The sequence below is a fragment of the Streptomyces olivaceoviridis genome, assembly GCF_014650115.1.
Lineage (GTDB): Bacteria > Actinomycetota > Actinomycetes > Streptomycetales > Streptomycetaceae > Streptomyces > Streptomyces olivaceoviridis.
On sequence record NZ_BMUI01000015.1, the window covers coordinates 212,479 to 224,300 of the forward strand.

At 73.1% G+C, this 11,822-nt stretch carries 11 protein-coding genes; 6 read left to right on the plus strand and 5 right to left on the minus strand.

What is annotated here, in order from left to right:
- Nucleotides 1–149 precede the first annotated feature (149 nt).
- From dacB to IE273_RS26655, 3 genes are all read left to right on the plus strand, one after another.
- Nucleotides 150–1,526 carry a D-alanyl-D-alanine carboxypeptidase/D-alanyl-D-alanine endopeptidase gene (gene dacB, locus IE273_RS26645; protein WP_189817698.1) on the plus strand — a complete coding sequence of 459 codons (1,377 nt, stop codon included), beginning with the start codon at nt 150–152 and terminating at the stop codon, nt 1,524–1,526.
- A 337-nt stretch (nt 1,527–1,863) separates the two neighbouring features.
- Nucleotides 1,864–3,006 carry a ricin-type beta-trefoil lectin domain protein gene (locus IE273_RS26650; RefSeq protein WP_229887572.1) on the plus strand — a complete coding sequence of 381 codons (1,143 nt, stop codon included), beginning with the start codon at nt 1,864–1,866 and terminating at the stop codon, nt 3,004–3,006.
- Nucleotides 3,007–3,260: 254 nt separating this feature from the next.
- On the plus strand, nt 3,261–4,223 hold the full coding sequence (locus IE273_RS26655; protein WP_189817699.1) for an AraC-like ligand-binding domain-containing protein: 963 nt from the start codon (nt 3,261–3,263) through the stop codon (nt 4,221–4,223).
- A 55-nt stretch (nt 4,224–4,278) separates the two neighbouring features.
- On the opposite strand, the gene IE273_RS26660 is transcribed toward IE273_RS26655, so the two are convergent.
- The gene (locus IE273_RS26660) at nt 4,279–4,869 is read right to left on the minus strand and encodes a flavoprotein (RefSeq protein ID WP_189817700.1); all 591 of its coding nucleotides are present in this window, start codon (nt 4,867–4,869) and stop codon (nt 4,279–4,281) included.
- Between the two features lie 119 nt (nt 4,870–4,988).
- Entirely contained in the window at nt 4,989–5,741 is a 753-nt protein-coding gene (locus IE273_RS26665) for a TetR/AcrR family transcriptional regulator (protein ID WP_189817701.1), read from the minus strand.
- Between the two features lie 154 nt (nt 5,742–5,895).
- Between IE273_RS26665 and IE273_RS26670 the strand changes: the two genes are divergently transcribed.
- Both IE273_RS26670 and IE273_RS26675 read left to right on the plus strand, forming a co-directional pair.
- Nucleotides 5,896–6,357, plus strand: coding sequence for an acyl-CoA thioesterase (locus IE273_RS26670; RefSeq protein ID WP_189817702.1), 462 nt, complete (start codon nt 5,896–5,898; stop codon nt 6,355–6,357).
- Between the two features lie 35 nt (nt 6,358–6,392).
- Complete coding sequence (locus tag IE273_RS26675) at nt 6,393–7,145, plus strand: SDR family oxidoreductase (RefSeq protein WP_189817703.1); 753 nt, start codon at nt 6,393–6,395, stop codon at nt 7,143–7,145.
- Nucleotides 7,146–7,434: 289 nt separating this feature from the next.
- Here the strand turns inward: IE273_RS26675 and IE273_RS26680 are convergent, their stop codons facing one another.
- From IE273_RS26680 to cseB, 3 genes are all read right to left on the minus strand, one after another.
- Nucleotides 7,435–8,466: a D-alanyl-D-alanine carboxypeptidase family protein gene (locus tag IE273_RS26680; RefSeq protein WP_189817704.1), complete on the minus strand. Its 1,032-nt coding sequence runs from the start codon at nt 8,464–8,466 to the stop codon at nt 7,435–7,437.
- Between the two features lie 148 nt (nt 8,467–8,614).
- Nucleotides 8,615–9,859: an ATP-binding protein gene (locus tag IE273_RS26685; RefSeq protein WP_189817705.1), complete on the minus strand. Its 1,245-nt coding sequence runs from the start codon at nt 9,857–9,859 to the stop codon at nt 8,615–8,617.
- 1 nt (nt 9,860) lies between these two features.
- The gene (gene cseB, locus IE273_RS26690; protein ID WP_189817706.1) at nt 9,861–10,586 is read right to left on the minus strand and encodes a two-component system response regulator CseB; all 726 of its coding nucleotides are present in this window, start codon (nt 10,584–10,586) and stop codon (nt 9,861–9,863) included.
- A 204-nt stretch (nt 10,587–10,790) separates the two neighbouring features.
- On the opposite strand from cseB, the gene IE273_RS26695 reads away from it, so the two are divergent.
- Complete coding sequence (locus IE273_RS26695) at nt 10,791–11,681, plus strand: class I SAM-dependent methyltransferase (protein ID WP_189817707.1); 891 nt, start codon at nt 10,791–10,793, stop codon at nt 11,679–11,681.
- The last annotated feature ends 141 nt before the right edge of the window (nt 11,682–11,822 follow it).

The window sequence follows — 11,822 nt, forward strand, 5'->3', positions numbered from 1 at the left end:
GAGACATCTGTCTCAGTCTAGGCACACGCAGGGATGACGTCGGTGTGAAGAAGTGGTGGCGAGGGACGGAAGCTGTCCGGGGCCGGGACGCGACGGAGTAAGGTGCGCGCCGGTCCACTTCACACGTATCTCTATCGAACCTGGAATCCATGAACAACTCCACAGCGGAAACACAGACCACCTCCTTCGTGCCGGGCGGCCGTCGCCGGCACCGGAGGACGAAGCAGAGCAGCGCGGGTCTGCGGCGTACCGTCGTGCTGGCGCTGGCGGTGCCCGTCGCCTCGGCCGCGCTGGCCGGGCCCTCGGCCTTCGCCGCCGGCAACGGCACCACGACGACGGCCGGCGGCGCGTCCGGCGGCGCGGAGTCGGCCGACCCCGGCGACCAGCAGATGGCCGCGAACCTCGATGCCCGCGTGCTCGACCAGCGGCTGGGCGCCGACGTGAGCGGCGTGGTCCTCGACGCGGACTCCGACGAAACCCTGTGGGACCACGACGGCTCCACCGCGCTGATGCCGGCCTCGAACGTCAAGCTGGCCACGGCGACCGCGGCGCTGACCGTGCTGGGCCCCGAGCACCGGTTCACCACCAAGGTCGTCTACGGCCACGGCACCCTCACCCTCGTCGGCGGCGGCGACCGCACGCTCAGCAGCGCCGACCTCGCGGAACTGGCGAAGACCGCGGTCGCCGGGCTGAAGAAGGCCGGCCTCGGCACGGTGAAGGTCGCCGTGGACGACAGCCTGTTCCCCGCACCGGCTCTCGCCGACGGCTGGAACGACGGCTACTACCCGGACACCGTCGCCCCGGTCCGCGCCCTCGTCGTCGACGGCCGCGGTGTCCAGGACACCTCGATCGACGCCGGGCAGACCTTCGCCAAGCTGCTCGCCCAGGACGGCGTCACCGTCTCCGGCGACGTCACGCGCGGCACGGCCCGCCACACCGATGTGCCGGTCGCGCGCCACCGGTCGGCCCCGCTGGCGGACGTCGTCAAGAAGATGCTCAAGACCAGCGACAACAACATCGCCGAGACCCTGCTGCGGATGACCGCCCTGGGTGCGGGACGCCCCGCCACCTTCGAGGGCGGCACCGAGGTCGTGCGCCACGTGCTCAGCCACCGCTACGGCGTCTCCCTCGACAACTTCGAGATCCACGACGGCAGCGGCCTGTCCCGCACCGACCGCATCCCGGCCGCCACGCTCGCGCAGATCCTCGAACTGCTCACCCAGCCCCGCTACGCGCACACCCTGGGCGCCATCCTGGACGGTCTCCCCGTCGCCGGCGAGGCGGGCTCCACCCTCGGCCCGGAGTGGGGCCGGTTCGACGACCCGCACTCCCAGTGCGCCGTCGGCAAGGTGCAGGCCAAGACCGGCACCCTCACCGGTGCCATCGCCCTGAGCGGTCTGACCCGGACCGACGACGGCGAGTGGCGGGTCTTCTCCTTCATCGAGAACGGCTCGACGGCCGCCCCGAACGACATCAAGGACGCGATGGACGGTCTGGCCGCCACCGTGAACGGCTGCTGGTCCTAGCAGCACCCAGGCGCCGCCCGGCCGCGAGGTCGGGTGGCGTTCGTGTGTGCGGCGGCGTCCGCGCCCACCGGTGCGGCCGGCCGCACCGTCCGATGCGCCGGTTTGAGTCCTCACTCGCCGACCGGTATGAGTCACATGTCACATGTCGTAGCGGTGACGTGTCGTAGCGGTGATGTGTCGTAGCAGTGACATGTCGTAGCAGTGATATGTCGTAGCGGTGAACCGGAACGGCGGCGGATCCGCTACCCGTGTGACAGGGCCGGACCGTCCCGGAGACCGGTCGGGCCACCCCCCGCGACATCGCCGCCCATGCTCCGGCTCCGCTGGAAAGGAACACATGAAGCCTCCACACACGCCCCGGTCCGCGGGGGATCTCCCCAAGAGAGTCCCGGGCAGCGCCAGATCCGTCAGTTCCGGTTCCGGGCCCGGCCAGGACGCCACCGCGGCCGGCGGCGCGGAGCCGCCCGCGCCGGGCAGTGGTGACCGGGCGCCCGACGCGGCCGGGAGAGGCACCCCGCTGCCCCGGCTCACCCAGATCTCCTCCCTGGGATCGCGGGGCAACGCCGGCCGCGGTAACGGACCGTCGTCCCCGGCCGCCGACGGCGCGGTGGGCGGCTCCGCCGGAGACGGACCCGCTGACACCTTCGCACGCCGCGCCGACACGGACCGGAGCCCCGCCGCGGACCAGGTCGTCTCACTCGACACGGTCCGCCGGGGCAAGGGCGACAAGATCCGGCGCGAGGGACTGCGCGGTGCTCTCGGCGTCGTGGGCGTCGTCGGACTGCTGGCGGCGGGCGGTGTCCTGCTCACCCTGGGCGCGGTCAACGGTCACGACGACGGCAAGCGCGACGGAACCTCGGTGACCGTCGACTCCCGGGGCCGGGGCACCGACGTCATCCACGGGTTCGGCGATGTACCGGCGCCCTCGGTGACGGCGTCCGCGACCGGCCCCGGCGAGAAGGCCGACGGTTCCCGCGAGCCCACGTCCGCCTCGCCCGGCGGCAGCGCGTCGAGCACGGCCTCCGCGTCCCCCGGCCGGCGCGCCACCGCCACGGCGAAGGCCACGACCGGGACCGGGACGACCGCGCCGGCCGCGGCACCGGGGGTGAACGTGTTCAGCCACGCCTCGCATCGCTGCATAGACGTCGTGGGCGGCGAGGCCGTGCGGGGCGCGGGCCTGATGATCCGGGACTGCTCGGGATCCGCCTCCCAGCACTGGACGTTCACGGGCGGAACCATGCGGGCGCTCGGCATGTGCGTGCAGCTCGTGAACGGTTCGACCGCCGACGGGGCGGACCTCGAACTCGCCTCCTGTGACGGGAGTCCGGCGCAGCGGTTCGAGCTGAACGTCAGACACGACCTGGTCAGCACGCTCGCCGACAAGTGCACGGACGTCCGGGACAACGGCACGGAGAACGGCACCCGGCTCCAGCTGTGGTCCTGCTCCGGCAGCCCCAACCAGAAGTGGTCCACGTCCTGAGCACCGGCGGGGCGACGGCGGGAGCGGAGGGGCCCGCGCCGAGCCGGTCTCCGGCACGGCGCCCGCCGACTGATCCGACCGGCACCCGAGCCCGGTGACGGTCCGGCGGTGCGGTCCAGGGACGACACATGGGTCAGCAGGGGTGAGCGCGCCAGGTGCGCCGGCCCAGGTGTCGACGCACCTGGTGTGCTGACCCAGGTGTCGACGCACCTGGCGCGCTCACCCATGGGTCGGCGGAGCGCCATCATGGAGGTATGAACACCTGCCCGTGCCCCGTTCCGCGCACCGTGTGGTCCAGCGCGGACGTCGACACCTCCGACGCGTTCGCCTACTGGGCCGACGTCATCTGTGACACGTTCGTCGGAGTGGCGGTGCGCCCCGGGCCGGACGGGGCCTTCGAGGGGCGGATCGAGCACTCCGTCCTGGACGGCATCGGCTTCGCCGAGCTGACCGCGGGCCCCCAGCAGGTGGTCCGGACGCGCCGGCTGATCGGACGCGACCCCGAGGACGTCTTCCTCGCCAACATCCAGCTGCGCGGCCGGGGCAGGCTGGAGCAGGACGGGCGGGTCGCCCTGCTCACGCCGGGCACGATGGCCTTCGTCGACAGCACCTGCCCCTACGCGCTGGACTTCGAGGACGACTTCTCCCAGCTGGTGGTCAAGGTGCCCAAAGCCCGGCTGGCGCACCGCTCGCCGACCGGGGCGACCAGCGTGGAGCTGGGCTCCTCGGGCCCCGGCCGGGTCATCGCCGACTTCCTCGTCGGCCTCAACCGTACGCAGGGGCACGATGCCGGGGCGGCGGCCGCTCTGCTGCCGCACGCCGTCGACCTGCTGGACACCGGTCTGGCCTGGGCCGCGGGCAGAGCGCCGCGGGAGGCGTCCGCCACGGCGCTGACCCGCGAACGGATCCACCGGTTCGTGCGCCGGCACGCCACGGATCCAGGCCTCGACGCCGCCGGGGTGGCCGCGGGCTGCGCGATCTCCCGGCGGACGATGTACCGCGCCCTGGCCGCGGACGGCGAATCGCTGACTGAGCTGATCCGCCGACTGCGGGTGTCGCACGCCCGGCGGCTGCTGCTGTCGCACCCCGAACGCCCTCTCGCCGCCGTGGCCCGCGCGTGCGGATTCGGTGGCGAGGCACAGCTGCACCGGGCGTTCCGGGCCGTCACGGGCATGACGCCCGGCGCCTACCGGGCCCGGCAGCCGGGTGCGCGGTGACGGTCCGGCCACCGGAGGGGATGCGCCGGCTCCTCGGCCGTCCCCCGGGGCGCCCTCAGCCTTCCTCCGGCCCGCGCCGGGGCATGAGTTCCCGGACCACCTCGACGAACTGGGGCGGAGCCGGCGGCATGGGGGCCTTGACGAGCTGCTTCAGGCCGACGTCGTAGCGCTGTCCCCACTGCGGGTCGACGACGTGGTAGCCGTCCTGGCGGAGCTGGTCGGCATTGCGCTGGACGGCGGGCTTCAGCCACATCTCGCCGGTCATCACCGGGAAGAACACCACGGGGAAGTCGGCGGCGGCGATCGTCGCGGTCAGCATGTTCGGCACGGCACCCGTGGCGGTGGCGGCGAGCATGTTGGCGGTGGCCGGCAGGACGGCCATCATGTCGTGCTCCGCCGCGAGGGTCGCCTGGTTCTCGTGGGCCCAGTCGTCCGGCGCCGCGCCCGTGACCACCCGGTCCGCGAACAGACCGACGGTGTGCGGCGGGAGGAACGTGGCAGCGGTGTGCGTCATCAGGACGGTGACGGTCCCGGTGAACGTGGTGCGCAGGGTGTTGATGTACATCGGGAGCATGGCGATCGCGGCGGAGCCGGTCGCGCCGATGAGCAGGCGTCCACCGAAAGTGGACGTGTCGTTGCTGGTCATGCCCCCACGATGCGCCGCCGCGCCGACCGGAACATGACCGTGTGCGCCACGACGGCTGACCATCCGTGCCGGACGGACTGTGACCGTGCCCGCCCCGTCAGGTGTCCACGTCCCCCGCGTCAGACCTCAACGTCCCCCGCGTCGGCCAGCCGGTTGAGCCACTCACGCAGCAGACTCAGCTCCGCGGGACTGAGCGCCACGGTGTCCTCCTGCCCCAGGGCGGCCAGCAACGCCATGGCACTGCTCACGACGGCGGCGCGGGGGGCGACGTCGTCGCCGTCGCCGCTCTCCGCGAGCGGGAGCGTGAGGGTGTCGATCACCATCTCGCGTGCCGTGTCGGCGGTCCGCAGGTCGCAGACGCCCTCGGGCCGGCTCATCAGCGTGAGGATCGTGCCCACGCCGGCGGAGTGCATCACCTCGGTGGCGCGTTCGACGCTCATCCGCAGACGCCCGGCCGCGGCCACTCGGGTGATCATGTGCCGCAGTCCGGCGGCGGCCCGTCGTCCGGCCTGCGGTATGTGGCCGGGGCGGACCTGGCCGTAGACGAGCGAGTAGTAGGCCGGGTGCTCAAGCCCGAAGCGGATGTGCAGGTCCCACGCGTCGCGCAGCGCCTGGACCGGGTCGTCGCCGGTGAGCAGTTCGCCCTTCACGTCGAGGTAGCGCCGGAAACCGTGCTCCGCGACCTCCTCCAGCAGCCCTTCCTTGTCCCCGAAGATCCGGAAGATCGACGGTGTCGGCACGCCGGCGCGGGCGGCGACGGCGCGGGTCGACACCGCGTCCAGGCCGCCCTCCTCAAGGAGCCGGGCGGCGGCCAGGACGATTTTCTGCCGCAGTGTCGTGCCTGCCTGCTCCGTTGCCGTCTCCGTGGTCATGAATCGACGATATCAGTTGTGTGAATCACTGATCCCATCAGTCCCGCGGCGGACACACATTCACATCCCGACCAAACACGTGTGTCGTTGCGTGACCAACACCGTCGTGACAGGTATCGTCCGAAGGGACACACATGGCGCGAGGAGAAGACCGATGCCCCCCACACCCACCGTCGGCACGCCCGGCACCGACGTCGGTGTCCTGATGCCCGTGGTCGTCCACTTCGACGACCTCGACCCGATGGGCCTGCTGCACAACGGCCACTACCAGGTGCTGGTCGAGCGGGCGTGGGGGTGGTTCTGGCGGGACAAGGGCATCGGCGGCAAGAGCGGCCTGGAAGGCGACGGGTTCAACGTCGCCAAGCACTTCGACATCACCTACGACCAGCCCGTGGCGGGGGTCGGCGAGTACGCCGTACACCTGTGGATGACTCGGCTGGGCACCACCTCCGTCACCGCGGGCTACCGGGTGTGTTCGGCCGACGGGAAGACGACGTACGCGCACGGCAGCCGCACCGTCGTCCGCCTCGACAGCACCACCTTGAGGCCCACTCCCTGGTCGGAGCGGGTCTGGGAGATCGCCCGGACCATCGGTCTGCCGCAGGAGCGGGCCTGAGGCGGGACTTCGCCGGAACGAAGAGCGAGGACGACGTGCCTGTACTGAGCGGAAAGGGGGCCATCGTCACCGGCGGGTCCAACGGGATCGGCCGGGCGGTGGTCGAACGCCTCGTCACGGACGGGGCGCGCGTGGCGTTCTCCTGCCTCTCCGGCACCGAGCGCGCCGCCGAGGTGGAACGCGCGGCGGAGGCGAACGGCGGCGCGGCGAAGGGGTTCCGTGTCGATCTCGCGGAGCCCGACGCCGTACGGCGGTTCCTGAGCGAGGCCCGGGAGTGGCTGGACGGCCTCGACATCCTGGTCAACAACGCGGGGTCCGCGCTGCCCGCGTCGATCGCGGAGGTCACCGAGGAGGACTACGACCGGATCATGGCCGTCAACGCGAAGGCCGTGTTCCTCGCCCTCCAGGAGGCGGCCCGGCACATGCGCGACGACGGGCGGATCATCAGCGTCTCCACGATCAACACCCGGATGACGGTTCCGGGCGCGTCCGTGTACGTGGGCAGCAAGGGTGCCGTCGAACAGTTCACGGCGGTCGCGGCGCGCGAACTCGGACCGCGCGGCATCACCGCCAACACGGTCTCACCCGGTTTCACCGACACGGACCTGCTGCGGTCCGTGAACACCGAGGAGACCCTGCGGCAGGCCGCTCAGCTGTCGCCGTTCGGCAGACTGGGCGATCCGGGCGACATCGCCGACGTCGTCGCCTTCCTCGCCGGTCCGCGGTCTCGGTGGGTCAGCGGCCAGAACCTCCACGTCAACGGCGGAGTGACCCGGCTGGTGGTGTGACCCGCCATGGTGTGAGCCGGATCGTGGTGTGACCCGGCCGTGGTGTGACCGGTGCCTGGTGTGACCCGGCCCGGCGCACGGCGGGCCGCGGCCGGCCGTCGAGGTGTCCTGGGACGACGGGCGCCGCCGGCGGCGGCTGCGGGAACGCGGCGGGCGCTACGTCCCGCACGGGCCACGGGAGCCGCCTTCATGTCCCTGCGGATGAGCGCCGCCGGCACGGCGGGCAACGCGGTGACGCGGAGCCTGGCGCACGGACCGTGACACGCGCCGTCGGCTTGCGCCGGGCCCGTCACCGGGTGGCCGGTCCCGTCGCCGCCACCCACCGCCGCACGCTCGCGATCAGCGAGCCGCTGGCCGACAGCGCGGCGTCGAGACCCTGCTCGGAGCCGGTGCCGGCCTCCTGGTGCAGTACGACGCCCAGCACCAGCCGCTCGTGCCCGTCGCGGTCCGGCGCGGTGGCGGCCCACATCAGGTTGCCGCCCGCCGGGGTGCTCGACCCGGTCTTGACGCCGATGACCCCGTTCTCGCCGACCAGGGTGTTGGTGTTGCGGACCGTGCCGGACACCCCGGGCACGCCGGCTTCCCGCTCGGCGACGACGGACCGGAACACCGGGTCGCGCATCACCTGCCGGGCCAGCTTCAGCTGGTCCTCGGAGGTACTGACCGTCGTCGGGGTGATGCCACTGGAGTCGGTGTACGTGGTGTTCGTCATGCCCAGATCGCGGGCGGCGCGGTTCATCTTGCCGACGAACGCCTCCTCCGAGCCGGCGTCCCAGCGGGCCAGCATCCGGGCGATGTTGCCGGCGGAGGGAAGCAGCATCAGTTCCAGCACCTGCCGTTCGCTCAGCCGGCGCCCCGCCTCGACCGCCACCGTCGACTCCGCGCCCAGGCTGGACTCCTGGGCCGCCCGCGCGTCGACGGTGATGCGGGCACCGTCCCCGTCGGGAGGGACCGGATGGTCGCGCAGGATGACGTACGCGGTCATCACCTTGGTGACGCTGGCGAGCGGCACGGGCTTCTGCGCGCCACGGGAGCCGAGTGCGCCCCGGGGGCCCAGGCCCTCGACGTGGACGCTGGTCTGCCCCTGCGCCGGCCAGGACAGGGACGCCGGCGACCCGGGGGCCGCCGGACGGTCACCACCGGGGTGCACGACGGTGCCGAGCGCCACCAGGGCGGTCAGCGCGCCGGCACCGGCGGCGCCGGAGACGAGCAGGCGCGACCGGAGCGGGCGGCGCGGCCGAGAGGTGCGTGGCGGGACGGTGGACGGTGGCACCTGGTCAGGGCACGGCTCGGACGCGCCGGGAACGGTGGCCGGGCACATGGGAACACACCTCCTACGGGCAGGTGCGTGACGCCCACGCACCTCGCTCACCTTGCGGGGAGGGCGTGTCCGGACGGCGGTGGCCGGCTCTCCGGCACCGCTCGGCTGTGCATCCGTCGTGTATCGGCGCCCGGGTACGGCGGTGTGTTCAGGGCGCGGCGGGCAGCCGGAGCACGGCCACCGCCCCGCCGTCGGGGGAGTTGGCCAGATCGAGCCGGGCGCCGATGACCCGTGCCTGGCCCAGCGCGATGGTCAGGCCCAGGCCGTGGCCGTGGCCGCGCTCGGCCGCCCCGGTGCGGAAACGCTGAGGTCCGTGGGCCAGCAGGTGGGCGGGGAAACCGGGGCCGTGGTCGCGTACGGTGACCGTCGTGCCCGTGACCTCGACCTCGACGGGCGCGCGGCCGTGCCGGTGGGCGTTGGCGACCAGGTTGGCGACGATCCGGTCCAGCCGGCGCGGATCGGTCTCGGCCCACGGCTCCCCGTGCGCGGTGAACCGTGCCCCGAGGCCGGTGCGGGCCAGCGAGTCGCGGATCACGGCGGCCAGCGGCACCGGGCGCGGATCGGCCGTCTCGGCTCCCGCGTCCAGCCGGGAGATCTCCAGCAGCTCCTCGACGAGGTTCCGCAGCACCGCCACCCGGTCCCGGACCAGATCGGTCGCCTCGCCCTCGGGCAGCAGGCCGCTCGCGGTGACGAGCCCCATCAGCGGGGTGCGCAGTTCGTGGGCGACGTCGGCGGTGAAGCGCTGCTCGGCCAGCAGGCGTTCGTGCAGGCTGTCGGCCATCGCGTCCACGGTGGCGGAGATGGCGCTGATCTCGTCCCCGCCGCCGGCCCCGGTCCGCGCGGCCAGGTCGCCGTCCGAGATGCGGCGCGCGGTCCTGGCCACCCGTCGCAGTCTGCGGTGGGGCAGCTCGGCGGCGAGCGCCGACACCGGCACCACGATCCCGAGCACGACCAGCGAGTACTTCCACATGTGCCGGTCCAGCGCCTGCCGGGTGAGCAGATCGGGGGTCATGTCCGCGTACACCGCGAAGGGCTCGCCACGGTAGCTGGTCGCCGCCCACATCCGGGGGGCGTGGGGACCGCCGTCGTACCAGGTGACGGGGTTGTGGGCCGGGTCCTTCCGTTCGTGGAGCCGGCGCAGCAGCTCCTCGGGCATGGCCCCGGGGTCAAGCTCGTCGCCCGGTTCGGACGTCCCCTCGCGCGCGTAGCGCTCCACCGAGTGGGACAGGGCGGTCACCGCCTTGGCCGCGCCGTCGTTCATGGAGCGCTCCAGGGTGCTGCGGTGGACCAGCAGTCCGACGGTGAGCGCGACGGCGCAGCAGGCCACGGCCACCAGCAGGGCGATCTTCCAGCGCAGCGAACGCCAGTTGACCAGGGAGCGGACGGTGCGCACGTCAGGTCCGCCGCAGCTTGTAGCCGAAGCCGCGTACGGTCTCGATCCGGTCGGCGCCGATCTTCTTCCGCAGCCGCTGCACGCACAGGTCGACCACCCGGGTGTCGCCCTCCCAGCCGTAGTCCCACACGGTGCGAAGGAGCGTCTGCCGGTCGAGGACGATGCCGGGGTTGGCGGCGAACTCCAACAGCAGGCGCAGTTCGGTGGGGGCCAGCGCGACCGGCTCACCGCCCCGTGACACCTCCAGCCCCGCCGTGTCGACGGCCAGGTCACCGAAGACCAGCACGGTGTCCTTCCGCGCGGCCTCGACGGGTGGGGCGTCGGCCGCGAAGGTGGCACGGCGCAGCAGTGAGCGGATCCGGGCCACCAGTACGGCGGTGTCCACGGGTTTGACCACGTAGTCGTCGGCACCGGCCTCCAGACCCGAGACCACGTCCAGGGCGTCGCCGCGCGCGGACATCATCAGTACGGGCGTCGTACTGGTCTCCCGGACGCGCCGGCACAGTCCGACACCGTCCAGGTGGGGCAGCATCACGTCCAGCAGCAGCACGTCGTGCCCGCCCTCCCGGAACCGCTCCAGCCCGGTCAGCCCGTCCCCGGCCGTGGCGACCTGGTAGCCGTAGCGTTCCAGGGCGAGCGCGACGGACCTGCGGATCACCTCGTCGTCCTCGACGAGCAGGATGGAGACGGAGGCCGGGCGGCCTTCCGGTACCGGTACGGCGGACATGTCTTCCCCTCCGGGCGCGTGGGTGCGGGGAGCACCATCATGCCGTCAGGGGTACGGCGGGGGCGGGCGGGGGCGGGCTTCGGCGCGGGGTGCCGACGGGCGCCGGGCCCGGTATCCGCACACGTGTGGAGTGAACCCCCGACCCGTTCGACGACGTGTTAGACACACAGGAACCGCCCAGGACACGGCACCGCGGAGAGCGACATGACCGATACCGCCCGAGGAAGCAGCACCGGAGTCGCGGGGGTGGGCGTGACCGCCTTCCTGGTCGCCGCGGCCCGCGCGATCGAGACGTCCCGGCCCGACGCGCCGGCGCGGGACGAGTACGCGGAGCATTTAGTCCGCGCGGCGCCCGGCTGCGCCGACTGGCCGCGCCGGTTCGACGAGGTGCCGGACGGTGACGCCGATCCGCTGTGGGGCCGGCTGGCCCGCTTCTTCGGTCTGCGCACCCGCGTCTTCGACGGTTTCCTGCTCAGCGCCGCGGCCGGCGGCTGCCGGCAGGTGGTCGTGCTGGGCGCCGGTCTGGACACCCGCGCCCACCGGCTGCCGTGGCCGGACGGCAGCACGGTCTTCGAGATCGACCTGGAAGAGGTGCTCGCCTTCAAGCAGTCCGTCCTGGACACGCTCGGGGCCGTACCGCGGGCCGCCCGTGTCGCCCTCGCCGCCGACCTGCGCCAGGACTGGACCCACGCCCTGCTCGCGGCCGGTTTCGATCCGACGCGTCCGACGGCCTGGCTCGCCGAGGGGCTGGTGCCGTATCTGCCGCCGGCCGCGGAACACGAACTGCTCGCGACCGTCAACGCGCACAGCGCACCGGGCAGCGCGCTCGGCTACGAGGTCAAACGCGGGGTGGACCCGGCCGGGCAACGCGACTATCCCGTCTACGCTGCGGTCCGGGAGCGGCTCGGCATCGACCTGCTCGCCCTGTTCGATACCGCGCCCCGCCCGGACTCCGTCGCCGATCTCGACGCCCGGGGCTGGGACACGGCCGTGCACACGCCGTTCGACTTCGCGGACCGTCACGGCGTCGGTCTGCGGCCGACGCCGGACGACGCGCTGGCCGCCAACCGCTGGATCCTCGCGGTCCGCCCCTGACGACCTCCCGCACGGCGGGCCGGGGTGCGCGGGCGGCGGCCCGCCGGGACACGTGTGCCGCGCCCTCCCGACGCTGCGGGAAGGGGGGCAGGATCCTTCCCGGGCAGGAACTTGTCTCTTCCGTCGGGGTGCGGGGTGGCG